Origin of the sequence: Bacillus sp. JUb11, from assembly GCF_024807925.1 — a bacterium.
Classification (GTDB): Bacteria; Bacillota; Bacilli; order Bacillales; family Bacillaceae; genus Bacillus; species Bacillus altitudinis.
The window spans coordinates 135,880-161,255 of record NZ_JANUEZ010000005.1 but is presented as its reverse complement, the minus strand read 5'-3'; the positions used below and the strand labels follow the sequence as shown (position 1 = coordinate 161,255).

The 25,376-nt window shown below is 43.1% G+C and carries 26 protein-coding genes; 2 read left to right on the top strand and 24 right to left on the bottom strand.

From position 1 onward, the window contains the following. Complete coding sequence (locus tag M2369_RS11025; RefSeq protein WP_008344871.1) at nucleotides 1-363, bottom strand: Asp23/Gls24 family envelope stress response protein; 363 nt, start codon at nucleotides 361-363, stop codon at nucleotides 1-3. Nucleotides 364-634: 271 nt separating this feature from the next. Here M2369_RS11025 and rpmB point away from each other — a divergent pair, with 271 nt between their 5' ends. After that, nucleotides 635-823, top strand: a complete 189-nt coding sequence (gene rpmB, locus M2369_RS11020; protein WP_003212514.1) for a 50S ribosomal protein L28 — start codon at nucleotides 635-637, stop codon at nucleotides 821-823. A gap of 69 nt (nucleotides 824-892) precedes the next feature. Here the strand turns inward: rpmB and spoVM are convergent, their stop codons facing one another. The 17 genes from spoVM to M2369_RS10935 all read right to left on the bottom strand — a co-directional run bounded on the left by spoVM (nucleotide 893) and on the right by M2369_RS10935 (nucleotide 18,463). Beyond that, nucleotides 893-973: a stage V sporulation protein SpoVM gene (spoVM, locus tag M2369_RS11015; RefSeq protein WP_008354550.1), complete on the bottom strand. Its 81-nt coding sequence runs from the start codon at nucleotides 971-973 to the stop codon at nucleotides 893-895. Nucleotides 974-1,044: 71 nt separating this feature from the next. Further along, nucleotides 1,045-1,689: a thiamine diphosphokinase gene (locus tag M2369_RS11010; protein ID WP_047947055.1), complete on the bottom strand. Its 645-nt coding sequence runs from the start codon at nucleotides 1,687-1,689 to the stop codon at nucleotides 1,045-1,047. Nucleotides 1,690-1,748: 59 nt separating this feature from the next. Next, on the bottom strand, nucleotides 1,749-2,399 hold the full coding sequence (rpe, locus tag M2369_RS11005; protein WP_058337360.1) for a ribulose-phosphate 3-epimerase: 651 nt from the start codon (nucleotides 2,397-2,399) through the stop codon (nucleotides 1,749-1,751). Nucleotides 2,400-2,402: 3 nt separating this feature from the next. Continuing rightward, nucleotides 2,403-3,299 carry a ribosome small subunit-dependent GTPase A gene (gene rsgA, locus M2369_RS11000; RefSeq protein WP_259254204.1) on the bottom strand — a complete coding sequence of 299 codons (897 nt, stop codon included), beginning with the start codon at nucleotides 3,297-3,299 and terminating at the stop codon, nucleotides 2,403-2,405. Between the two features lie 12 nt (nucleotides 3,300-3,311). Continuing rightward, complete coding sequence (pknB, locus tag M2369_RS10995; RefSeq protein ID WP_041090547.1) at nucleotides 3,312-5,267, bottom strand: Stk1 family PASTA domain-containing Ser/Thr kinase; 1,956 nt, start codon at nucleotides 5,265-5,267, stop codon at nucleotides 3,312-3,314. Beyond that, nucleotides 5,261-6,031, bottom strand: coding sequence for a Stp1/IreP family PP2C-type Ser/Thr phosphatase (locus M2369_RS10990; protein WP_034647887.1), 771 nt, complete (start codon nucleotides 6,029-6,031; stop codon nucleotides 5,261-5,263). The genes pknB and M2369_RS10990 overlap by 7 nt, the downstream gene beginning before the upstream one ends. A 3-nt stretch (nucleotides 6,032-6,034) precedes the next feature. Next, nucleotides 6,035-7,123: a dual-specificity RNA methyltransferase RlmN gene (gene rlmN / locus M2369_RS10985; RefSeq protein WP_024720337.1), complete on the bottom strand. Its 1,089-nt coding sequence runs from the start codon at nucleotides 7,121-7,123 to the stop codon at nucleotides 6,035-6,037. Nucleotides 7,124-7,126: 3 nt separating this feature from the next. Next, nucleotides 7,127-8,470, bottom strand: coding sequence for a 16S rRNA (cytosine(967)-C(5))-methyltransferase RsmB (gene rsmB / locus M2369_RS10980; protein ID WP_058337363.1), 1,344 nt, complete (start codon nucleotides 8,468-8,470; stop codon nucleotides 7,127-7,129). Next, on the bottom strand, nucleotides 8,457-9,410 hold the full coding sequence (gene fmt / locus M2369_RS10975) for a methionyl-tRNA formyltransferase (RefSeq protein ID WP_017359336.1): 954 nt from the start codon (nucleotides 9,408-9,410) through the stop codon (nucleotides 8,457-8,459). Before fmt ends, rsmB begins: the two co-directional genes overlap by 14 nt. Before the next feature lie 5 nt (nucleotides 9,411-9,415). Beyond that, nucleotides 9,416-9,898: a peptide deformylase gene (gene def, locus M2369_RS10970; protein WP_008344891.1), complete on the bottom strand. Its 483-nt coding sequence runs from the start codon at nucleotides 9,896-9,898 to the stop codon at nucleotides 9,416-9,418. 15 nt (nucleotides 9,899-9,913) lie between these two features. After that, a complete protein-coding gene (gene priA, locus M2369_RS10965) occupies nucleotides 9,914-12,322 on the bottom strand; it encodes a primosomal protein N' (protein ID WP_178896652.1) in 2,409 nt (802 codons plus the stop codon). Then, entirely contained in the window at nucleotides 12,319-13,536 is a 1,218-nt protein-coding gene (gene coaBC, locus M2369_RS10960) for a bifunctional phosphopantothenoylcysteine decarboxylase/phosphopantothenate--cysteine ligase CoaBC (RefSeq protein ID WP_144678832.1), read from the bottom strand. Before coaBC ends, priA begins: the two co-directional genes overlap by 4 nt. Before the next feature lie 115 nt (nucleotides 13,537-13,651). Then, nucleotides 13,652-13,855, bottom strand: coding sequence for a DNA-directed RNA polymerase subunit omega (gene rpoZ, locus M2369_RS10955; protein WP_008344896.1), 204 nt, complete (start codon nucleotides 13,853-13,855; stop codon nucleotides 13,652-13,654). 3 nt (nucleotides 13,856-13,858) lie between these two features. Beyond that, on the bottom strand, nucleotides 13,859-14,473 hold the full coding sequence (gene gmk, locus M2369_RS10950; RefSeq protein ID WP_007499680.1) for a guanylate kinase: 615 nt from the start codon (nucleotides 14,471-14,473) through the stop codon (nucleotides 13,859-13,861). A 9-nt stretch (nucleotides 14,474-14,482) separates the two neighbouring features. Continuing rightward, the gene (gene remA / locus M2369_RS10945) at nucleotides 14,483-14,752 is read right to left on the bottom strand and encodes an extracellular matrix/biofilm regulator RemA (RefSeq protein WP_008344898.1); all 270 of its coding nucleotides are present in this window, start codon (nucleotides 14,750-14,752) and stop codon (nucleotides 14,483-14,485) included. A 76-nt stretch (nucleotides 14,753-14,828) separates the two neighbouring features. Further along, nucleotides 14,829-15,704: a YicC/YloC family endoribonuclease gene (locus M2369_RS10940; RefSeq protein ID WP_007499682.1), complete on the bottom strand. Its 876-nt coding sequence runs from the start codon at nucleotides 15,702-15,704 to the stop codon at nucleotides 14,829-14,831. Between the two features lie 83 nt (nucleotides 15,705-15,787). Beyond that, entirely contained in the window at nucleotides 15,788-18,463 is a 2,676-nt protein-coding gene (locus M2369_RS10935) for a calcium-translocating P-type ATPase, SERCA-type (RefSeq protein ID WP_259254199.1), read from the bottom strand. 165 nt (nucleotides 18,464-18,628) lie between these two features. On the opposite strand from M2369_RS10935, the gene M2369_RS10930 reads away from it, so the two are divergent. Next, entirely contained in the window at nucleotides 18,629-20,338 is a 1,710-nt protein-coding gene (locus tag M2369_RS10930) for an Rqc2 family fibronectin-binding protein (RefSeq protein WP_259254197.1), read from the top strand. A gap of 31 nt (nucleotides 20,339-20,369) precedes the next feature. Here the strand turns inward: M2369_RS10930 and M2369_RS10925 are convergent, their stop codons facing one another. From M2369_RS10925 to M2369_RS10900, 6 genes are all read right to left on the bottom strand, one after another. Further along, nucleotides 20,370-20,873, bottom strand: coding sequence for a precorrin-2 dehydrogenase/sirohydrochlorin ferrochelatase family protein (locus tag M2369_RS10925; protein ID WP_039166748.1), 504 nt, complete (start codon nucleotides 20,871-20,873; stop codon nucleotides 20,370-20,372). Further along, the gene (locus M2369_RS10920) at nucleotides 20,854-21,639 is read right to left on the bottom strand and encodes a sirohydrochlorin chelatase (protein WP_146270213.1); all 786 of its coding nucleotides are present in this window, start codon (nucleotides 21,637-21,639) and stop codon (nucleotides 20,854-20,856) included. The genes M2369_RS10925 and M2369_RS10920 overlap by 20 nt, the downstream gene beginning before the upstream one ends. A 76-nt stretch (nucleotides 21,640-21,715) precedes the next feature. After that, complete coding sequence (gene cobA, locus M2369_RS10915; protein ID WP_144678834.1) at nucleotides 21,716-22,471, bottom strand: uroporphyrinogen-III C-methyltransferase; 756 nt, start codon at nucleotides 22,469-22,471, stop codon at nucleotides 21,716-21,718. Between the two features lie 28 nt (nucleotides 22,472-22,499). Beyond that, a complete protein-coding gene (gene cysC / locus M2369_RS10910) occupies nucleotides 22,500-23,093 on the bottom strand; it encodes an adenylyl-sulfate kinase (RefSeq protein ID WP_008344911.1) in 594 nt (197 codons plus the stop codon). 13 nt (nucleotides 23,094-23,106) lie between these two features. Further along, nucleotides 23,107-24,243, bottom strand: coding sequence for a sulfate adenylyltransferase (gene sat, locus M2369_RS10905; RefSeq protein ID WP_045034247.1), 1,137 nt, complete (start codon nucleotides 24,241-24,243; stop codon nucleotides 23,107-23,109). A 57-nt stretch (nucleotides 24,244-24,300) separates the two neighbouring features. Further along, nucleotides 24,301-25,365 (bottom strand): sulfate permease, encoded by a 1,065-nt coding sequence (locus M2369_RS10900; RefSeq protein WP_008344915.1) that lies wholly within the window; start codon nucleotides 25,363-25,365, stop codon nucleotides 24,301-24,303. Between the last annotated feature and the right edge of the window lie 11 nt (nucleotides 25,366-25,376).

Here is a 25,376-nt window from a genome sequence, read left to right as displayed (position 1 = left end):
CTACGGGTTCGTAACTTTTACTCCTTGTACATAAATGTTGACTGAGTCAACTGAAAGTCCAATCGTGTGATGAATCGTATATTTGACTTTCGTTTGAACATTATGTGCGACTTCTGATATTTTTGTACCGTAGCTGACGATGATGTACATATCAATATGAATGCGATCTTCTTTTTGACGCACAAGAACACCCCGGCTGAAGTTCTCTTTGCGGAGAATATCCGTCAAGCCGTCCTTTATTTGATTTTTGGACGCCATGCCAACAATACCATAGCAATCGATCGCAGCGCCTCCTGCCACCATTGCAATGACTTCATTTGATATATCAATTTGTCCGTATTTCGTTCTAAGTTCAATGGACACATTGGTTCCCCCTTTTTGAGAAATTGCCCTGAGTTATCACTATTTTACTATAAGACCCTTCTTTTTAAAAGAAATCATTCAATCCGACCCAATCCTACTTATACTATAGCCTTGATTTTTTATCAAGATGTCAAGGTATTTTTCTTGAAAGAGGAGCAAACAATCCTTGCAAACCCCTTGAAGCTGTGGTAAATTATTAAAGTATCTTGAGGCATCTCTAAGTACGTATATGAAGAATATGATGATGTTTTCGCAGTTAGGAGGGAAACAAATGGCACGTAAATGCGTTATTACAGGCAGAAAAACAAAAGCTGGGAACAACCGTTCTCACGCAATGAACTCTACAAAACGTACATGGGGCGCGAACCTTCAAAAAGTTCGTATTCTAGTGGACGGTAAGCCTAAAAGAGTATATGTATCAGCTCGAGCTTTGAAATCTGGTAAAGTTGAGCGTGTATAAGCAAGAGTAAACGCCTGCTACATTTAACTGTAGCAGGCGTTTTTATGTGGAAATAAAGGAGATTACTCATTAATCTTTCTTAAATGAACCAAGCATCGCACGGACAATGCCGCCAAGAAATCTAGGCAGTTTGATTGTATAAAATTTCATTTTGTCCCCCTCCTAAAAGTACCGCTTGCAGCACAATTGAGCTTAATCAGCCATCCACATTGATAGGTTGGTCAATCTTTGCTTCTTACCATTATTAATATGCCTTCATGAAAAGAAAAAGTACCATTTGAGTGGATGAGTTCGTTACTAATACATAGTGTGGAACCAGGCTCAATATGACAATTTTTCAGAGGATATTTGAAACCTTTTAATGTCAGCTTTTCAACCGATGTACCGAAGGGCAAAAACGACACATATTTTTTATCCGAGTCTTGTTTGATTTCGTATGTACCAGGTCCAAACATTTGAATGATATTTTGTTTATCTACAAGGGTCATGCTCTGTTTGTGCTGAATGCCTTTGTAAAGGAGATGGATATTCCCAAGAAAATGATCTGCTCTTCCGCCTGTGATGCCGTAAATTTGAATATGTGCTGGATTCTGACGCAAAGACCAGTTCAGCGCAAGTTCTAAATCCGTTTCATCTTTCTCTGCCTGAAATAGATTGAGTGCAGGCAATTTCTTTTTCAGTTCATGAAGCTCTTCTTCTGTCACACTATCAAAATCACCAAATGCTCTGTCAGGTACAATGCCATGCTCTAGTAAGAAAAGGGTCCCCCGATCTACGCCGACCCAGAGAATGTCCTCCTCAGATGCTTCATGATCAAGCGGCGGGATGTACGCAAAAGGACCGCCGGCTACGATATGTATGTGCATGATTACGCTCCTCTCCATTGAAAAAGAACCAAAGATCACAATGACTTTGGTTCTTTTTCTTATGCTTCTCGAATGGCCTGAATGGCCGCCGCGCGGTCTTCTTTCCCATATACCGCTGAGCCGGCAACAAGTAGATTAGCGCCTGCTTCTTTGCAGCTCTTTGCTGTCTCTACATTGACACCGCCATCTATTTCAATGAGTAAATCAGTTAAGCCTTTTTGTTCACTAAGTGTCTTTACTTCTTTTACCTTTGAGAGAACAGATGGAATAAACGCCTGTCCGCCAAAACCAGGGTTCACCGTCATGAATAAGACTAGGTCAACATCCTCTAATACATGCGCGATTTGAGAAACGGGTGTGTGCGGGTTTAAAACAACCCCTGCTTTGACACCTTGTTCTTTTATATGCTGAATCGTGCGATGTAAGTGTGGACACGCTTCAACATGAACAGAAATAATATCAGCGCCCGCTTTTGCAAATGCAGGGATATACTGGTCTGGCTGCTCAATCATTAAGTGAACATCGAGCGGCAGCTTTGTATGCGGCCTGATCGCCTCCACTACATTTGGTCCAAATGTCATATTCGGTACAAAATGACCGTCCATCACATCAATATGAATATAATCCGCTCCACCTTGTTCCACATCACGGATATCTTTCTCCAGATTGGCAAAATCGGCTGATAAAATGGATGGGGCAATATAAACCATGATTTAGTACCTCGGCTTTCTGTCTTTAATTTCAGTTAAAAACTCTAAATAATGCTGATAGCGATACTCTCTGATGCGATCGTCTTCTACTGCCTCTTTTACCGCACATCCAGGTTCTTTTACGTGCAAACAGCCCCTGAATTTACATTCTGCACTCTTCTCTCTGATTTCTAAGAAATAGAGCCCTAAATCTTCCGCTTCGATACCTGTAAATTCAAGTGAGCTGAATCCTGGTGTATCGGCAATGAGCCCTTCAGCCGTTCGAATGAGTTCCACATGTCTTGTTGTATGTTTCCCCCTGCCAAGATGGGAGGAAATATCATTTGTTTTCAGTGCTAAATCAGGACTCATCGCATTTAAGAGAGAAGACTTCCCTACACCTGATTGACCTGCAAATACAGTAATTTTGTGATGGAAATGCGGGGTCAGCTTTTCAATTCCATCCCCTTCGATCGTCGATGTTAAATGAACGTCGTATCCAATTTGGCGATAGTCTTCTGCATAGGCTTGAATCATTTCTCGCTCTTGCTCTGTTTTCAGCAAGTCCATTTTTGTGATGCAGATAATCGGTTCAATCTGGCTCTCTTCAACAAGCACTAGGAATCTGTCTAACAGCGATGTACTAAAGGTCGGCTCTGCTGCTGAGAAAACGAGCACCGCTTGATCAACGTTGCTAATAGGCGGGCGAATCAGCTCATTGGTCCGCTCTTTTACTTCCAGCAAATAGCCTTCCTTATCGTTATCTGCTTGATAGACGACATAATCTCCAACAAGCGGGGTTATTTTGTTTTTACGAAAAATCCCTCTTGCTCTACACTGAATTACTTTGCCACTTTCTAGAGACTCATCCAGCACATAATAAAATCCGCTTAATGCTTTAATAATTTTGCCCTCAGGCATAAAGTCCCTCCTTTATTCATCATCAGGGTATTCAATCGTTTTGGAGCTTACTACTTTATCATCCACTGTCACCTGATAGTATCCTTTTTGACCAGGTTCTATCTTAAATTTAATCGTTCGCTCAGTAGGCGCAGTGATTTTAAAGGTTTCATATAAATCAGAAATGCTATGTTCTGCATCGTCAATGGATATTTGAACATTCATTTCTTGTCCTTCTGTTTCTGGTTCATACGGGATCGCAATCTTTTCAGTCACCGTTTTAGCCGGTTTCTCTTTTGGGCCAAGAGAGAACGTAATTTTGACCGTATCACCAGGTTTAACAGCTGTCCCAGCTCCCGGTTCCTGCTTCATAACCTCACCTTTTGGCACATCGTCAGAATATGCTTCTTTTTCATCTAGCTTTAGTCCATTATCCTCTAGATAATTTGATGCAGCCTGTTTACTATACGTCGTTAAATCCCGTAAGGTAATATCGGCAGGGCCTATACTGACGGTCAATGTGACTTCTTCATCTGCTGCGACAAGTTCTGTATTCGCGGAAGGTTTCTGTTCCATGACAATGCCTGATTCTGTGTCATTATCATTCACTTCCTCTACAACAACCTGTTTAAACCCTTTTTTCTCTAATAGTTCTTTTGCTTTCTCGACCTTTTCACCAGTTACATCAGGTAATTCGGTTTTTTCTTTACCTGTACTTTGATAAAGCTGAATTTCTGTCCCTTCTTTTACCTTCGTTCCGATTTTCGGGTCTGTTTTGACAACCAGCCCTTTTTCAATCTTCTCGTCGGCAATATCAATGGGTTCAGAAGCGACGGTAAATCCGGCTTTCTTCAAGGTGTCTTCCGCTTTTTCAACCGTCATGCCAGAAACATCGGTTACCTCTACGTCTTTTGGAAAGAGTAATCCTGGGAAGACCGTGATCGCTAAAATGGTCGCAGCCGTCAAAACAAATAAGATCGATGCTACAATCCACGGCCATTTTTTCCGTTTTTTCTTCGGTTTTTGTTTCTCTTTTTTCTTTGGTTTTTGAACCGGGTGGACGGCTGTTTTTTCATTGTCTTGATCGACTTGATGATCTTTTATAATAGGAATGGCTTTTGTTGCTTCATGATCTTCTTCAATGACAAAGCGCTTTTCTTTTAGTCTTGCAGGGTCAAAAGCCGTTTTTAAGTCTTTTTGCATTTCAGATGCATCTTCGTATCGATAGAATGGATCTTTGGCCATCGATTTTAAAATGATGTTCTCCACGCTTTGCGGAACAGAAGGATTCCATCTTCTCACAGATGGCGGCTCTGATTGCAAATGCTTCAGTGCCACACTGACAGCGGATTCTCCTTCAAATGGCATGCGTCCTGAAATCAGCTCATAAAGAACAATACCAAGTGAATAAATGTCTGACTTTTTCGTTGCAAGACCGCCGCGCGCTTGCTCTGGGGACAAATAATGCACGGAGCCAAGAACAGAATTCGTATGGGTAATGGTCGCTGAGCTAAGTGCCATGGCAATGCCAAAATCAGTGACTTTGATATTCCCCAAGTTGTCTATTAATATATTGTGAGGCTTAATGTCTCTATGGACGAGCTGTTTCGCATGGGCTTCTTCCATCGCCGCAACGACTTGCTCCATGATGCGAACGGCTTCTTTTGGATGAAGCGGTCCATTGGCGTGTATGTATTCTTTCAGCGTCATCCCCTCGACATATTCCATGACAATATAATAAATGTCATCTTCTTCTCCTACATCGTAGATACTGACAATATTCGGATGATCTAAGCTGGCTGCTGATTGCGCTTCTCTCCGGAACCGTCTAATAAAATCATCATCGCTTGCAAAGTCAAACCGTAAAATTTTAATCGCCACTTCGCGATCTAAAATCATATCCTCCGCCAAATAAACGTTGGCCATTCCGCCTCCGCCTATGGCGCGAAGAATTTGATAACGGCCGCTGATCCTTTTTCCGATCAACACTTGCTGTCACCCTCCTCTGTTTGGGAGGAGATTTCTAACAGTACTGCTGTAATGTTATCTTCACCGCCGTTGTCATTCGCTGTTTGAACTAACTCTGTTACTTTTTCATCTGGTGCGGTTGTTTGCGATAAAATCTGAATCAAATGTTCTTCTTCTACTTTATTCGATAATCCGTCTGAGCAAAGCAAAATTTGATCTCCTGGATCCACTTCAAAAGTTCGTGCATCAATTTGAACGTGTTTATCCGTTCCTAACGCTTTGGTCAGCACATTTTTTCTCGGATGATATTCTGCATCCGCTTTTGAAATCTCTCCTGTTTTCACTAACTCATTCACTAGTGAGTGATCATCTGTTAATTGGGTCAGCGCGCCTTCTCTTAGCAAATAGCAGCGGCTGTCACCAATATGGGCAATTGTGACCGTTTGCAAATGAACGAGCGCACAAACGATGGTCGTCCCCATTCCTTGGCATTCCTCATTGTTTTTCGCATGTTCGTATACTTGGTCATTAATGTCGCTAATTTTTGAGATTAACCAATTTTCTTGATCGGCTGGTTTATTTGGAATTGAAGATGTTTCCTGCCAGTATTCTTTTAAAGAAGAAACTGCCATCTTGCTGGCTACATCACCAGCAAGATGACCTCCCATTCCATCTGCTACAACAGCTAGAAGTGTGTCTTCTTTTGCTTCAAAAATACCTGCATCATCTTCATTATGCTGACGGACTTTTCCTGTATCGGTTTGAAAGGCTGCCCTTATCAACATTCGTCACCTCGTCTCTTCCTGACGCTCCTTCGCTCTTAGCTGACCGCAAGCAGCATCAATATCATGGCCTTGCTCTCGTCTAATCGTTACGTTTACGCCTCGTTCTTTCAGCGTTTTTTCAAATAGGAAGATTTGTTCTCTTGGTGTTCTCACGTAATCTCTTTCTGGTACATAGTTCACCGGGATGAGGTTTACATGGCATTTGATTCCTTTTAATAAATCAGCAAGTTCTTCTGCGTGATGAACTTGATCATTGACTCCGCCAAACAAACCGTATTCAAAGCTCACGCGTCTGCCTGTTTTTTGAATGTAGTATTCGATAGCTTCCATTAATTTTGGCAGCTTGTATGCCTTATTGATTGGCATGAGGCGGCTTCGAATTTCTGTATTTGGTGCGTGCAGGGAGACAGCAAAGTTGATTTGCATTTGCTCATCCGCAAATTGATAAATCTTTGGAATGATCCCGCTCGTCGAAACCGTAATATGACGTGCTCCAATATTTAAGCCGTTATCATGGTTAATGATTTTAAGGAATGCAAGCATTTCATCAAAGTTATCAAACGGTTCGCCAATTCCCATGATGACAACTGAGCTGACGCGTTCATCTGTTTCATCAAGCGCCTGTTGTACTTTCAATACTTGGGCCACTATTTCTCCCGCCTCAAGGTTACGTTTCAAACCACCAAGTGTAGATGCACAGAATGTACAACCAATCCGGCAGCCTACCTGTGTTGTGACGCAGACAGAGTTGCCGTATTCGTGGCGCATTAGCACGGTTTCAATGGTATAGCCATCGTGTAATTCAAATAAGAACTTGATCGTTCCATCTTGAGATGTTTGTTTGATCACTGTTTTTAAAGTCGTGATGGCAAATTGATCTTTTAATTTTTCTCTTAATTCCTTTGAAAGGTTAGACATTTCATCAAAGGATGTGACGCGTTTTTCATAAAGCCACTCAAAAATTTGTGTTGCACGGAAAGGCTTTTCGCCTTGTTCCTTTAACCAGTCTTTGATTTCATTTAGTTCAAATGAGTAGATCGACGGCATGTCTGTTTTCAGTTCTTTTCTTACTTTTTGTTTTTGTTCTGTCATTTTTTATCCCTTCTTTCTCATGCTGCAAATAAAGAAACCATCTGTTCCGAAATAATGAGGAAGTATTTGTACACTTCCGTTTTGAACAAACGGAGCAACCTGCTCAGGCAGCCGTTCATTAAGAGATAGATCGGGTTCGAAGTCTTGGTGTTCTTGTAAAAACGCATGAATCACTTGTTGATTTTCTGTTGGATCCATTGTACATGTACTGTATACAAGGGTTCCGCCTGGCTTTAGCAGCTGGGCTGTTTCATGCAAGATCGATTGCTGAATTGTCGCAAGTCTTGCTGAGTCTTCCGAGGACTTTGTATATTTCATATCTGGTTTTCGTCTGATGACGCCAAAACCTGAACATGGTGCATCAATGAGAATACGGTCAAACGAAGCATCATCATAATGGTCGGATGCTTTTCTTGCATCAAGCGCTTTTGCCTCAATATGCGTTAAGTTTAGACGCTTTGCCGCCTGTTTGATCAGTTTTACTTTGTGCTCATGTAAATCAAGAGACACAATGTTCCCCTCATCGTTCATTCGCTCTGCAATATGTGTTGATTTACCACCAGGGGCGGCACAGGCATCAAGCACCATTTCTCCCGGCTGAGGGTCCAGCGCTCTTGCGACAAGCATGGAGCTTTCATCTTGGATCGTGACAAAGCCCTCTTGAAAGAAAGGAGTGGATACGATAGATCCTTTCATGAGTTTGAGTGCATCCTCAGAGAGATCGCCGAGTTCTGTCTCAATTCCTGCATCCATGAGTTCTTGCTGCAGTGCAGTGCGGTTTTTTTTCATTTGATTGACACGCAATGTCTGCTTTGGCGGGACTAAATGAATACGGCACATGCTTTCTGCTGCTTCAAAACCGTACGCCTCCACCCATTCTTGTACGAGCCACAATGGATGGCTTGTCTCAACCGATAGCCGCTTGACCGGATCTTTGATCGCATCAAATGATGGCACGCCTTCTCTTTGCACAGAACGAAGAACGCCGTTGACTAGTGAAGAAATACCTTTATGTCCGCGCTTTTTCGTGAGTTCCACTGCTTCATGGATGGCTGCACGATCTGGAATTTTTTCAAGATAAACCATCTGATAAAGAGACATCCGTAAAAGCTGCATCACCCAAGGAGCCACTTTTTGCGGTTTTTTCACAAAGGGTGTGAGCATATAATCAAGTGCCAGCTTGTTTTGCAGTGTACCGTATACAAGTTCTGTTAATAGCGGTTTGTCTTGATCGGAGAGTTCTTTCTCTTTCATCACTGACTGCAAAAGCAAGTTACTGTAGGCTTGATTTTGTTCGAGTTTGATTAAAGCGTCTAGCGCTACTTCTCTCACATTACTTTTCTTCATTGATTAGCCCTAATTTCTGTCCAATTTCGATATTTGCGCCTCTTAAGAAGTCTTCACCGCTCATTTTTTTCTTTCCAGCGGGCTGTACACTCGTTAATAAAAGGCCTTGCTGATTTCCTGTTCCAACGACTGGTCCTTCTTTTTGAAGTTCAATCACTTTCCCAGGTTCTTCTGGTGCTTGAAGCGGAACTTTTTTCGCTTCCCATACTTTTAAGTTAGCACCGTTCCATTCAGTATAGGCAACTGGCCATGGATTTAAGCCGCGAACTTGGTTGTAAAGCTCTTCTCCTGGCTTGGTCCAGTCTAGCCTTTCCTGCTCCCGCTTAATATTTGGTGCATACGTTGCTGCCTCTTCATTTTGCGGAATTGGCGAGATAGACCTGCTTAACACATTTGGAACTGTGTCTTTTAATAAGGCCGCACCAGCCACACTTAATTTATCATGCAGTGTTCCGACGTTGTCTAATTCATCAATTTCTACTTCTACTTTGCTAATCATGTCACCTGCATCAAGCTTTTCTACCATATACATGATCGTCACGCCTGTTTTCTTTTTGCCTTGCAGGATCGCATAATGGATCGGTGCACCGCCTCTTAGTTCTGGCAGCAGTGAGGCATGAACGTTGATACAGCCAAATTCAGGTTCATCAAGTAATCTTTTTGGCAAAATTTGTCCGAATGCTGCTGTTACGATCAAATCTGGCTTTAACGCAAGCACTTTATCAATTTCTTCATCAAGACGTACCTTTTCAGGCTGTAAAACTGGAATGCCGTGTTTTAAGGCTTCTACTTTTACAGGAGGCGGCGTGAGCACTCGTTTTCTGCCTTTCGGGCGATCTGGCTGTGTGACGACCCCGACAACTTCGTATCCTTCTGTTATAAGTGTTTGCAGCACAGGTACTGAGAAATCAGGGGTTCCCATAAATACGATACGTGCCATTTTCTTCACCCTTCCATTTCCGCAAGTTCTTTTTCTGTATAGGTTTGAATGATCTTCGACGTGAATAATACGCCGTCTAAGTGATCAATTTCATGCAATAAAGCTCTTGCTAAAAATCCTTCTGCTTCTATTGTAAATGGTTTGCCTTTCTTATCAAAGGCTTTCACCTTCACATAATTTGGTCTTTCAACCGTTCCGTACAAAGATGGAAAGCTCAGGCAGCCTTCAATGTCTGTCTGGCTCCCTTCCACATCAAGAATCTCAGGATTTACTAAGTCAATCCTCCCAGAATCTTCTCCGATATCGACCACGGCGATTCTTTTTGAGATGCCGATTTGTGGTGCGGCTAGGCCGACTCCATCTAGTTCAAGCATTGTATCATACATATCATCCAGCAGTTTTTTCAGTTTTTTATCGAATGTATCAACAAGCTCTGTTTGTTGTTCAAGCACGTCTGCAGGATGTAAGACTATCGGTTTGATTGCCACGAAAAGACCTCCGTTTTACATCATCATATATGGATTCATATCGATTGATATCATCAACTGTTTTTGTTCCATTTCTTTTTGATAATGATCTTGTATTTTTCGTAATAAACTTGCCAGTTCATTTTCCCTTTTGTATTTTATCACGCATTGATATCGATATCTATCTTTGATCTTAGCGATCGGAGAAGCAGCAGGACCGAGAATTCTTGTATTCGGTGCACAATTCATTTTCAGGAACTGAACAATTTTGTCTGTGACATGCGCTGCCTTTGTCACTTCTTCATGTGATACAGTCACCATCGCCAAAAAATAAAATGGCGGATAGGACTGATGACGACGGTGCAACATCTCCTGCTCATAAAAGGCTTCATAATCATGCTGTTTGGTTAATTCAATACTATAATGCGAAGGTGTATATGATTGAATAATGACTGATCCCGCTTTTTCATGACGTCCCGCACGTCCGCTTACTTGTGTAAGAAGCTGAAACGTTTTTTCACTTGAACGAAAATCAGGGATGTGAAGAGACGTATCCGCACTAAGGACACCGACAAGTGTAACATCTGGGAAGTCTAATCCTTTTGCAATCATTTGCGTCCCAAGCAGAATGTCTGCTTCTTTATTACCAAAGGACGTGAGAAGCTTTTCGTGCGCACCTTTCCGAGAGGTTGTATCTACATCCATTCGGATGACCCTTGCTTCTGGCAATACCTTCGTCAGCTCTTCTTCCACACGCTGCGTGCCTGTACCAAAATAGCGAATATGCTCACTATGGCATTCTGGACATTCTGCAGGTACAGGAGCTTCGTGACCGCAGTAATGGCACTTCAGCCGTTTTTGAAAGCGGTGATAAGTGAGAGAGATCTCACAATGAGGACATTGTTCCACATATCCGCAATCCCGGCACATCACAAAGGATGAATAACCTCTTTTATTGAGAAATAAAACTGCCTGCTCTTTCCTTTCAAGTACTTCTTTTAACCTGAGCATTAATTCTTCTGAGAACATGGAGCGGTTGCCGTTTCTTAATTCTTCTCTCATATCAATTAAAGAAACGTGCGGCAGCTGCTGCTGATTGACGCGCCGTTTGAGCGTCAGCAGTGTATACACACCCTTTTTCGCACGCGCATATGACTCAAGTGAAGGCGTTGCACTGCCTAATACAACCGGACATTGGTGCCGCCCTGCTCGTTCAATGGCCACATCTTTCGCATGATACCGAGGCATTTCTTCTTGTTTATATGACGATTCGTGTTCTTCATCTATAATGATCATTCCTAGATTCTCAAACGGGGCAAAAACAGCCGATCTTGCGCCAACGACAAGTTTGACTTCCTTGCGGTGGATTTTCCGCCATTCATCGTATTTTTCCCCAGTCGATAAGCCGCTATGAAGGACAGCCACATTGGAGCCGAAGCGCTCTTTAAAACGCTGGACCATTTGAGGCGTTAATGAAATTTCAGGAACTAGGACGATCGCTTCTTTTCCCTTTTGGAGGACATGATCAATCGTCTGTAAATAAATTTCGGTTTTACCGCTTCCTGTGACCCCGTGCAGTAAAAACGTTTCATGTTTTTCATCGCTCACTGCTTGATGAATGGGTTTTGCCGCTTCTGCTTGCTCTGTTGTGAGATCAAGAGGAGTAGACGGTGTAAACTCCCTATCCCGATAAGGATCTCGATAAATCTCTTCATAGCTTTCTGTTAACAGACCTTCTTGAATCAAGGCTTTTATCGTTTGAGAACTAGCACCTGTTTGCTGCTGCAAATCTTTTGCTAAAAACGTCGTTTCATTCGCTTGAAATAAAAAGGTAAGCAGCGCCTTCTGTTTCACCGCATTTTTCTTTAACTGTTCCTGCTTTTCTTCAAGTTTTTCTTTCGTAACTGCTATCTGAAGTGTCCGCACCTTTTTCTTTCCGGATTTTTGTGAGACGTGATATCTGACTTCTAGATGGCCTTTTTGGACATGCTTTTGAATAGGCTTCAGCTGTTCAGGCGGAATGTCAGCGTAAAGGATGCTCTCTTGCTGACCGAAAAGCTCTTTCAATGACTGCGGAAGTTCCTCAGCTGATAACACCTGAATTTCTTTTTCATATTTGGCTTTCATCGCTGCTGGAAGCATCGATTGAAGCGCCGTAATATGATAGGACAATGTTTTTTCCGTCAGCCAGTGGGAAAGCTCCAATAGCTCATCTGTCAGAACAGGAGATAAATCAAATAAATCGACAATGTCCTTGATGTTTCCTGACTGTACGTCTGTTTCTTCTTTGATTTTTGTCACAAACCCTTGAATCTTCCTTGGGCCAAAAGGAACCACTACCCTCATACCAGCCTTGACAAGGCCTTTAAAGCGGTCTGGCACACGATAGTCAAATGGCCTGTCAATGGCTTTCGTTGTGACATCGACGATCACTTCAGCAATCATGCTCGATCACGCTCTTTTGGCAGCAGCTGCTTTGCCTCCTGTAAGATTTCAAAGGCAAGGTCTTTTTTGCTCATCATTGGCAGCTCTTTTTTTGTTCCGTCTGCTTTGATCAATGCTGCGACATTCGTATCTGTGCCAAAGCCCGCGCCCTCTGCTGCAACATTGTTCGCGACAATCATATCTAAATGCTTGGATTCGATTTTCTTTTTCGCATAGTATTCTACATCCTGCGTCTCAGCTGCAAAGCCGACTAGCACCTGATGTTCTTTTCTCTTCCCAAGCTCTTTTAAAATATCTTTCGTCCGCTTAAATTCAACCGCTAGTTCACCGTCTTGTTTTTTCATTTTATGAGAATACGTCGTGACAGGCGTATAATCGGCAACGGCTGCTGATTTAATCACTATATCTGCTGTCTCGTACACCTCTAACGCTGCTTGATACATCTCCTCAGCCGATTCCACTTGCACCACATTCACATGCTCAGGCGCAGTTAACGAAACAGGTCCTGAAATGAGCGTGACATCAGCCCCCATTTGCTCGGCAGCTTCTGCAATGGCATAGCCCATTTTCCCAGAAGATCGATTTGAAAGAAAACGAACAGGGTCGATCACTTCTCGTGTAGGACCAGCTGTGACCACAACTTTTTTGCCTGAAAGCGGCAAGCTGGTTGGCTCATCAAAAAACGCACGGATGTGTTCAACAATTTTTTCAGGCTCCTCTAAGCGTCCTTTTCCAATGTAGCCGCATGCTAAATAGCCTTCACTTGGCTCTATAAACCGGTAGCCGTCTTCATATAAAGTGCGGATGTTCCGCTTGACAGCTGGATGGTCATACATGTGCACATTCATAGCCGGTGCAACCCATACAGGAGCTGTTGAAGCAAGCAAGGTCGTTGTGAGCATATCATCAGCAAGTCCTGCGGCCATTTTACCAATGGTATGTGCTGTTGCAGGGGCAACAAGAATGAGATCGGCCCAGTCAGCTACATCAATATGCGCTATGACTTTTGGATTATTTTCTTTAAATGTATCCACATACACCTCATGCCGAGATAGGGCTTGAAAGGTGAGCGGAGACACAAACTCACGGGCAGATTCTGTCATAATCACTCTTACGTTTGCGCCTGCCTGTACGAGTTTACTAGTGAGTGCAGCTGCTTTATATACGGCGATTCCTCCGCTGACGCCGAGCAAAATATTTTTTGACTGTAACATTTGTTTGTCCCCCTTAACGGCCTTTTTCACAAATTCGTCTACAATTCAAAAAAGTCAAAACCAATCATAGTTTTGACTTTTTTGAACGTATCGTATCTGCATAGCAGAAGCGATGTTATTCTTGCTCTTCTTTTTCAAATGTCAAAAGACCAGCATCGATTTCTTCAAGAGCTTTCCCTACAAATTTGTAGGATTTTGTGTTTTCGATTTGTTGATCTTGATGGATTTGCATTTCACGTGCACGGCGTGCAGACACTGTGACAAGTGTATATTTTGAGTCAAGTTTGTTCATCAATGAGTCAATTGAAGGATCTAACATGGTTTATTCTACCCCCAGCATTTTTTTATATCTTGGTGCGACTCTGTCTCTTCGCAGGTGCTCTGCAAGGACGATCGCTTTAATTCTTTCACATGCAAGCTCGACATCGTCGTTTTCAACGACATAGTCATAAGCATCCATCATTTCAATTTCTTCTTTTGCAGCAGCCATTCGGTTACGGATGAGATCCTCAGATTCTGTCCCGCGTGTAATAATGCGGTTTTGAAGTTCTGAAAGACTTGGCGGTGCAAGGAAAATAAAGAGACCTTCCGGGAATGCTTCTCTTACTTGAAGTGCACCTTGCACTTCGATTTCAAGGAAAACATCTTTTCCTTCGCTCAATGTTTGTTCTACATAGTCAACAGGCGTGCCGTAGTAATTCCCGACATATTCTGCCCATTCTAACAGCTTTTTGTTTTCAATCATATGTTCAAATTCTTCCCTGGTTTTAAAGAAATAATCAACACCATTTCTTTCACCTTCACGCGGTTTGCGGGTTGTCACAGAAATAGAGTATTCAAATTTCGTATCTTCCTGGGAGAAAATGGCTTGTCTGACCGTTCCTTTTCCAACTCCCGAAGGTCCAGAGAGAACGATTAAAAGTCCTCTTTCTTTCATAATGGCGTATTACCCCTGCCCTTCATCTATGATTTCTTCTTTTACAGAAAGTCTTTGCGCGACAGTCTCAGGCTGAACGGCAGATAAGATGACATGGTCACTGTCCATAATGACAACAGCACGGGTTCTTCTTCCGTATGTCGCATCAATGAGCATGCCTCGATCTCTTGCGTCTTGTATCATTCGTTTAATCGGTGCTGATTCCGGACTGACGATCGAAATCATCCGATTCGCTGAAATGATGTTTCCAAATCCGATATTGATCAACTTTATGGTCATCTTCTTTCGTCCCCCTGTAATATAAACGTCTCTAGTCTCGCCGAAAGAGACGCACTGTAAACAGCATACACAATGACTATTCTATATTTTGCACTTGTTCTTTTATTTTTTCAATAGCGCTTTTCATTTCAACCACCAGCTTTGTTAAATGGTGATGGTTTGCTTTTGATCCAATCGTGTTCACTTCACGGTTGAGCTCCTGTACAAGAAAGTCAAGCTTTCGTCCGGCAGCGCCGCCTTGCGTCAAAATTTGCTGGAACTGCTGAAAATGACTTTTCAGCCTCGTAATCTCTTCTGTAATGTCACAGCGATCAGCAAAGATGGCCGCTTCTGTGGTCAGCCTGCTCTCTTCAAGCGCCTCTCCGATCCATTCTTGCAATCTTTGATTCAATCGTTCTTTGTACTGACTCACAACCTCTGGTGCAAACACTTTGATTTCTTCTGTAAATGCCTCGAGTTCTGACAGCCTGAGTTCACAGTCTTTTTGAAGTGATGTTCCCTCCTGCTCTCTCATAAAGCAAAGCTCCTTGACAGCTTCTTCACAAGTGTCTATCAGCAAATGCTCCAGCTGCTCATTTCGGCTGACTGACTCTTCCACCTGAACAGCCTGTTCCAGCTTCAGTAAGTCATGTGCATGCTGAATACCTGAAATATGATAGCGGTCCTCAAGGTCTTTTGCGGCTTTCATATATTCATCAAGCAGCGGCCAGTCAATCTGTAAAGACCGGCTTGCAAGTTTACCGCCTTCAATCGTAACAAACAGCTCAATTCGACCGCGCTGCACGTGACGAAGAATGATTTTTTTTAATGTATCTTCGAAATATAAAAGCGGCCTCGGCAAACGGGCATGAACCTCTTTAAAACGGTGATTGACCGATTTTAGCTCAACTGACACTGTCAGTTCACCATCCGTTTTACTCGCTTGGCCGAATCCCGTCATACTGCGTATCATGTGAAAACACCCAATTCTTTCATATTAATAAAATGAAAAAGGTAATAGCAGACACTATTACCTCAAAATTATACCATAACCAATTATTTTTTTCTTGTCAAAAGTGATCCCGCCAGTAAAAAAGTTGGCAATGCAGACATACCGATGATCAGAAGCCAATCGACTGGTGCGACCGCCACCGTTTTGAAAATCGGCTGAAGCGGCGGATAATAAATGACCACAAGCATCAGCAGCAGTGAAGACACAACGGCGCCGATCAAGTACATATTCCCGAATGGATTGCGTTCAAAAATAGACCGTTCACTGCGGCAGTCAAACACATGAATGAGCTGCGCAAAAACGAGTGTGCTGAATGCAACCGTCTGCGCATATTGAAGATTGTTCGGATCACGGTGATACACAAACATAAAGGCTAACAAAGTGGCAATCCCGATCAGAAACCCTCTTGATATGACCTTCCAACCAAGCCCTCTTGCAAAAATCCCCTCTTTCATGTTCCGCGGCTTTCTCTTCATGACATCGCCTTCTGGTTTATCCATTCCAAGTGCCATAGCCGGCAAGCCGTCTGTGACAAGGTTTACCCACAAAATTTGAATTGGAACGAGAGGCAATGGAAGCGCAAGAAGCATCGCAAACAGCATGACCAAAATTTCTCCCACATTCGATGCCAGCAAATAGCGGACAAATTTGCGAATGTTTTCATAAATATTCCGGCCCTCTTTAATAGCGGATTTAATGGTCGCAAAGTTGTCATCAAGCAAAATAAGAGAAGAAGCTTCTTTGGCAACGTCTGTTCCGGTAATCCCCATGGATATGCCGATATCCGCCTGTTTAATCGCTGGCGCATCATTCACCCCATCACCTGTCATCGCGACAATATGGCCATTTTTTTGATAGGCCTTCACAATTCTCAGTTTATGCTCAGGTGATACACGGGCAAAGACGTACACATCTTCTGCTGTTTGCTCCAGCTCTTTGTCACTTAGCTGATCCAGAGCTTTTCCATCAAGCACCTTTCCTTGCTTCGGTAAGAGACTTAAATCTTTAGCGATCGCTTTGGCCGTTTCTACGTGATCGCCTGTAATCATCACTGTTTTAATGCCAGCATCCCGGCATTCTTTAATCGCTCGTCTCACTTCAGGACGAGGTGGATCAATCATGCCCTCTAGACCGATAAATGTGAGGCCAGTTTCTGCCTGCTGAACAGAGGTAATTTTTTCTGTCAGGCTTACTTTTTTATATGCAATCGCAATGGTTCTAAGCGCTTGTCTTGCTAAACCTTGAATGGCAGCTTCTGTTTCTTGCCGGTGGGCCTTTGAAAATGAGGCGGTGCGTCCGCCGTGCATCATATGACTTGAACGGTTCATCAGCACATCTGGCGCCCCTTTGGCAATGACATACCGCTCCTTCTGATTCGTTTCCACGACGACTGACATCATTTTTCTTTCAGAGTCAAAAGGGAATTCCTCCACCACACGAAATCCCGCTTCGATGAATTGCTCTGTAAAACCCGCTTTACGCGCAGCGGTTAGAAGTGCTCCTTCTGTCGGATCGCCATCAAGTCTCATCTCTCCGTCTTTTTCAACGATGGTCGATGTATTACAAAGTGCTCCGTATAATAGCACCTTTTGCAGGCTTGGATGTTTGTCTACATGGACAAGTTCTCCGTTTAAGGTAAAATCACCTGACGGCTCGTACCCAGTGCCAGAAATATTCCATGTTTTCCCCTCTGCCCATACATGTGTCACTGTCATTTTATTTTGTGTCATTGTGCCTGTTTTATCTGAGCAAATAATCGAGGCGCAGCCGAGTGTTTCCACAGCCGGCAGCTTTCTGACAATGGATTTTTGTTTAATCATCCGCTGCACACCTAGGGAAAGTGCGACAGTGACGATCGCCGGCAGTCCTTCTGGAATCGCAGCAACAGCGAGAGATACACCCGCTAAGAACATATGATACAAATCATGACCTTGCACCACACCAAGAACAACCACAAGAACAGTTAAAAATAATGCAGCAACAATTAAAATTTTCCCCAGCTGCTCAAGGCGTCTTTGCAGCGGTGTTTCCATATTACCTGCTGAATCCAGCATACCGGCAATTTGTCCCATCGCCGTATTCATCCCTGTACCAATGACAACCCCTACACCGCTTCCTCTTGTAACAAGCGTCCCCATAAAGGCCATATTCGTCAAATCTCCAAGCGAGACATGATCTCGTGAGAGCGGACTCGCATGTTTGACCGCTGGGATGGACTCTCCGGTGAGGGCAGATTCTTCAATTTCCAAACTCTTTGTTTCTAGTAATCTGATATCTGCCCCAATTCGGTCCCCGCTTGAAAACTTCACAATATCTCCCGGCACGAGGTGCTTGGATGGGATCTTGACCCATTCATTGTTTCTCCTTGCATAGACATGCGGCGTTGATAATTCCTTTAGTGCTTGGAGGGACTTTTCTGCACGGCGTTCCTGATAAAAGCCAAGCACACCATTTATCAGCACAATCGCCACAATCGCCACAGCATCAATGTATTCACCTAAAAAAGCAGAAATAATCGTTGCCGCAAGCAGGATTAACACCATAAAGTCTTTAAATTGCGCCAAAAAAATAACGAACGCCGACACCTTTTTCCCTTCCTGTAATTCATTTGGCCCATGCTTTTCAAGCCGCTTTTGCACATCTTTTTCTGACAGTCCGTCACCTATCGATGTATTCATTGTTTTTAATAAATCGGTTTGGTTCAGTTCATGCCAATTCATTTGACCTCGTCCACTCCTCTTTTGTTCTCTCTCTTATGCAGTGTTCTATAAGCCAGTTTATTCAGACTCGTCCTAAATCATGCTATAATAATAAGACTGCCTAAAGAACGAGAAAACGTAAGGTTCTTTCAGTAGATTTGTGTGAAAGAAGAGGGTGTATCCAACATGTCATTTGACGGCATTTTTACATACGGTATGACAAATGAATTGCAAGAAACATTAACTGGCGGAAGAATTTCGAAAATACATCAGCCCTACAAGCATGAGCTGATTTTTCATATCCGGTCAAAGGGGAAGAATCATAAGCTTCTTTTATCCGCTCACCCGAGCTATGCAAGGGTACAGCTCACTGAGCACCATGATGATAATCCGAGCGAACCGCCAATGTTTTGTATGCTTCTCAGAAAACATCTTGAGGGTGGGTTCATTGAACGTTTTGAACAAATTGGGTTAGATCGGGTGATCGTGCTGCACGTGCGAAGCCGAAATGAAATTGGCGATGAACAAACCCGTAAGCTGTATATTGAAATTATGGGCCGGCACAGCAACTTAATTCTCGTGGAGGACGAAACGGAGCAGATCATTGACGGACTGAAACATCTTTCTCCATCTGTGAACAGCTATCGAACGGTGCTACCAGGACATCAATATCTTCTGCCGCCGGCACAGCAAAAGCTGAATCCTTTTAACGTGACGAAGGAAGATATTTTAAAGCATTTACGTTTTCAAGAAGGGAAAATCGCCAATCAAATTGTCGATACATTCTCTGGGGTTTCTCCGCTGTTTGCTAAGGAAGCTGTCCACAGGGCCGGTCTTGCCAATCAGGAAACGATTCCAAGTACATTGCTCGAGATGTTTCAGCTCATTCAGGCGCATTCTTTTACCCCTCAGCTCACGAGAAAAGACGGGAAAGAGTATTTTTATTTATTAGAACTTCAGCACGTCGATGGTGACATGAAGACGTTTGATTCTCTTAGCGAGCTACTTGACCGTTTTTATTTCGGAAAAGCTGAAAGAGACAGAGTCAAACAGCAGGCGGCTGATCTTGAACGTTTTGTTACCAATGAAAAAAAGAAAAATGAAAACAAGCTGAAAAAACTAACAAGAACACTTGAAGAATCTCAAAATGCGCATAAGTATCAGCTTTATGGTGAATTGCTTACTGCCAATATATATGCGATTAAAAAAGGGGATAAAGAAGCAACTGTCATCAATTATTATGATGAAGAAGGCGGAGAGATCACGATCCCGCTCAAAACAAACAAAACCCCTTCTGAAAATGCACAAGCGTATTTTACAAAATACCAAAAGGCAAAAAATGCAGTAGAGGCCGTAAATGAACAAATCAAGCGAACACATGAAGAAATTGTTTATTTTGACGAGCTGATCCAGCAGCTGTCCTCTGCCTCACCAAAAGATTTAGAGGAAATAAGAGAAGAACTGGTGGAAGGAAAATATTTGCGTCCCAAACAAAAACGCAACGCCAAAAAGAAAAAACCATCGGCCATTCAGCTTGAAGCATATGAATCTTCTCAAGGTGTTCCGATTCTCGTTGGAAAAAACAACAAGCAAAACGAATATTTGACCACAAAGGCGGCAGCTCGTGATGACATTTGGCTGCACACAAAGGATATTCCTGGATCACATGTTGTCATTCGTCACAAAGCGCCTGATGAACAAACCTTGCTTGAAGCGGCACAAATTGCTGCCTACTTCTCGAAGGCAAAAGAATCAAGCTCCGTCCCTGTCGATTATACGAAAATCCGGCATGTGAAAAAACCAAACGGAGCAAAACCGGGCTTTGTCACATATGATCAACAGCAAACATTATTTGTGACGCCTGATGAGGATGTTGTCCTAAAGCTGAGAAAATAAAAAAGAGCCGATTAAATCTTTAGATGAGATTTTATCGGCTTTTTCTTTGTCTTTTTTTTCTTTCTATATAGAGCTCATCCAGTGCATCTACATCCTCTTGTTCAAGCAAGGTCTCAATGGCCGCAGCCAGCTGTTTAGTACGGGCTGGGCTTGCACCACTCGTAGATATGGAGATTGTCACTTTTCCTGCCCTTACAACCTTTGGCACAATCACATTGCCTAGCTCTGACTGACTCACACAGTTGACGAGCTGATGCGGAAGCGCTGATTGCGTCATCCACTCGTTTACTGAAGGATCATCTGTAGCGGCGACAATTAAAAATGCATCCTTTACATCTTCCGCATCAACTTTCTTTTTCTTCCAAGTCAGCTGATATGTCTCAATGAGATTCGCCATTTCATCACAAATGTCAGGGCTCACAATGGTTATGCTGCATGGCTCCATGCATAGCGCACTCGTCCTTCTAGCCGCAATCCTTCCACCGCCGGCAATTAGCACATGTTTATTGGTTAGATCAAGATGAACTGGAAGCATGGCTTTCTCCTTGAAAACGAAACGCATCCTCTTTGTTTAAGATGGTTTCCTGCACACGTTCAATATAAGCTGCTTTTACATGGGGATGAAACCCAATATATCGGCAGACACGGACATCTCGCAGCCGCTCTCTCGCCTGATTCGCTTCACTCTCAATCTCTTTCATTAAAATGCCGGTAAATAAAAGATAAGGCACGAGATAGACAGGCGTATCATTATCTACTGTTAACTGTGCTAAGACGTCACGATAATTCGGTTCACACGCTGTAATAAAACACGGAAAAACCTCTGCACAAGGCAACATGCTTCGGACATCATCTGCAATGCCAAACACATCCCGCTTTACATCTGGATCAGAGCTTCCGCGGCCAATTAAGAGAATTTTTGCACGCTCTCCCTTGTATCCTGCTTCTTCAATCCTTGCGATAACCGCTTTCGTGACTTCTTGGTTCACGCCTATAGGTCTTCCATATGTTACCTTCACTTGTGGGAAACGTTTTTGTACTTTCACAATCTCATCTGGAATATCTGATTTGGCGTGCATGGCAGTTAAAAGGAGGAGCGGGACGATCGCAATGTGGGTTGCTCCTTTTTGTACACAAGTCTCAAACCCTTCTTCGATTGAAGGGTCCGTCAACTCTAAAAAACAAATTTCTTGGATATCTGCTTCGACTAACGGCATACAGCTTTTCATAAAAGAAATGGCTTTATCCTGTGCTTCTTTTACCCTGCTTCCATGCCCAACATAAAGGACAGCTTGTTTCATTTGACTCCTCCTTGCAACCCTAGTTTTATTCAGACGAAAAGACACGATGTCCACACGTGTCTTTTCACCTTTGTTCTCATTTCTCAATCAGTGCTGGTTCAAACCAGTTCAACTTTTGATGAAAGTGAACGACATCTCCTACCACGATTAAACTTGGGTGCTCGATCCCTTCTTTTTCAACCGTTTCAGATAGTGTCGCCACCGTGCAGCAAGTCGTCTTTTGCCTTGTGGTCGTTCCCCAGTGAATAAACGCAGCTGGGGTTTCAGGATTCCGCCCATTTTTCAAAAGCAGCCGCTGAACTCTTTCCACGTTTTTGACGCCCATGTAAATGACAAGGGTATCAATCCCCGTCGCCAGCGCTTCCCACTTTTCTTCAAAATGTTCATCCTTTTGATAATGCCCTGTCACAAACGCAACATTTGAGCTGAATTCTCGGTGCGTGACTGGAATGCCTGCATAAGCAGCGGCTGCAATGCCAGAAGTAATCCCCGGGACAACTTCATACGGAATACCATGCTGAGCTAAGCATTCGATTTCTTCACCGCCACGGCCAAATACAAAGGGATCACCGCCTTTTAGACGAACGACTATGTTCCCTTCCTTCGCATGAGCAACAAGTGCTTCGTTAATCGCTTCCTGTCTCATCGTATGATGATTCGGCAGTTTGCCGCAATAGATCAACTCCGCCTCCGGTTTGGCATGGGCAAGAATCTCTTGATTGACAAGACGATCATATAAAATGACATCTGCCTGCTGTATTGCCTTATGGGCCTTTAGTGTAATTAAGTCTGGGTCACCCGGTCCGGCACCAACAATGTATACTTTCCCCATCTTGCTTTCTCCCCCTGCCATCAGGCGATTATTTCGTTTTATCCTTTACATAATCAACAAGGCGCTGTTTTGACTCCTCGCGTGATAATTCACCTGTATCTAGGACGAGCTCAGGCGCAGCTGGCTCTTCGTATGGTGAATCGATTCCCGTGAAAAATGGAATTTCGCCGTTTCTTGCTTTTTTATATAATCCCTTTGGATCACGCTCTTCACACACGTTCAGATCACATTTCACAAACACTTCGTGAAATTCTCCGTCTTCGACTAACTGTCTTACGATTTGGCGGTCTTCTTGAAATGGTGAAATAAAAGCAGTAATAACAATCGTTCCTTGCTCAACAAATAATTTCGCCACTTCACCGATGCGCCGAATGTTCTCTTTTCTGTCGTCATCTGAAAAGCCTAAGTCTTTATTGAGTCCATGGCGTACGTTATCGCCGTCAAGAACTGTCACTTGGTACCCCTGTTCAAACAGCTCTCGAGCCGCTGCGTTGGCGATCGTCGATTTACCTGAACCGCTTAGACCTGTCAGCCAAATGATCCCGCTTGTATGGTTGTTTTTCTGTTGATATTCTTTTTTAGTAATAGATGAATCATGCCACACGATATGTTCGTTGCTCATGTCATATCCTCCTTTAAGATACCGTCGTTTTTAATCCTTCGATTAATGTTTCAATGACTTCTTTTCGGCTGAACGTGCTCGGTGGTAATTCACCATTTCTCAGCATCGTTCTGACCTTTGTACCTGAGAGAATGACATGTTCGCTTTTATCATGTGGGCATGTTTTCGGTGTTGCCATGGCTTCACATGTATTGCAGTAAAAGCTGTGCTCAAATTTTAATGGTGTGATCCCAATTTCTTCGCTTGTAAATTGTTCAAATAGCTCCTGCGCTTCGTATGTGCCGTAATAATCACCAACACCTGCATGATCTCTGCCGACAATAAAATGTGTACAGCCATAATTTTTACGCACAAGCGCATGAAAAATGGCTTCTTTTGGTCCAGCATAACGCATGGCAGCAGGAAAAACACCTAAAAAGACGCGGTCTTTCGGGTAATAACCGTTCAGTAACACTTGATAGCTTTTCATTCTTACATCTGCTGGAATATCATCAGATTTTGTTTCACCAACAAGTGGATTTAGAAATAGACCATCCACTGTTTCCAGTGCTGTCTTTTGAATGTATTCATGCGCACGATGGACTGGGTTTCTCGTTTGGAAACCGACAATGGTTTTCCAGCCGTTTTCTTTAAACTGTTTTCTTGTTTCTTCTGGCTCATACGTAAATTGCGGGAAAGGTTTTTCGCTGCGTTTCGTCAGTGTAATTTTACCACCAATATACGTATCACCGCGTTCAAATAATTTTTTCACGCCTGGGTGATTGCGGTCATCTGTTTTATACACATTCACTGCTTCTTTTTCCTTATCAGGTGTGTATTGATCTTCCACCTCAATGACCCCGTATACTGTTCCATTATACGATAGACGAACAATGTCACCTTGATTGATCTCCGCTGCTTTTTCCTTTGTGACAGGCAAAGTAATCGGAAGAGACCAAACGACACCACTTGCTAGTCGCATACTGCTGACAACTGCTTCATAATCAGCTTTCGTTAAAAACCCTTCAATTGGACTATACCCGCCAATTGCGATGAGTTCAAGGTCTGCAAAAGAGATGGCATCCAGCTCAATTTCTTTCGCAGCTGTGCTTAGATCAAATTCTTCATTTACTCGATTAATTAATACGCCACCATGTGGTGTTAAACTCATTTGTTCATCTTCCTCTCAATGTTCATATTTATTAGATGTTAATAGTCGGATTTATATTTAAATCCCGCCGCCCTGTTCATGAATCGAGCTGCTCTCATTTTTAACTGCCTTCATAAGACTCAGTGCACCTAGTGAAGCAAGCAGTACACTCATCATGATAAAGATAGAGTAATAGTCTCCTTTTAAGAAAAGGCTTACCAACAAATAAGATAGACTAAGTGATAAGAAAGGTGACACAACCCATACCTTCAGCATTTTTTTCACAACATGTTTATGAAAAATGTTCGGTCCACCCTTTGCCATACCAAGCCCAATAATGGACGAGGAGGTAATTTGAGTAAGGGGAACAGGGAGTCCGAATATAGAGCTGACGATGACAAGTCCTGCACCGGTGCTCGATAATAGAATGCCTTCACCCGTTTGATAGCGTGTAATTTTCTTTCCGTTTGTTTCTAGTACCCTTCTTCCTAGAAGCAGCGCCCCAATGGCCACAAAGATTCCGCCGTAAAGGGTTCCTTGCCCGACTGATAAAACACCTGATGCGACAAGCGGGCCGACCGCATTGGCGACATTGTTCATGCCGGCTGAAAATGCTTCTAAAAACCCACTGATAATCAAAACAACAGATAAGATCAATGTACCTTTTTTGGATAATGTCCGTTTAGGGAACAATCTGATGATTTTGACAACAGCAAAGGTAAAAACAAAGGCAACAATCGGAATAATCACCCAAAAAGAGACAATGACTAAGATCGATTTCACATACAGCACTTTATATGCGGCTGCCACACCGACCACAGCTCCTACTGTGACCTCACTTGTGGATAAAGGAATGGCCAAGAGGTTCGCTATGAAAAGTGATAATGCGGCCGAGCCAATGATGATACACACAATTTCAAGTGTGATGACAGATTCAGGCATAATCCCGGAGCTGATCGTTTTGACGACCTCGCCGCCGCCAATCACTGAACCTGCTAATATTCCAACCGCACAAACGCTGAGCGCGTATATTGGCTTTTTGATCGCACCTGAACCATATGCGATGCCCATCGAAGCGGCTGCTCCGCTTGCGCCAATATTTAAAGCAAAGAATAAGCTAAATAAAATTGCGGCGATTTCCATACATTATGCTC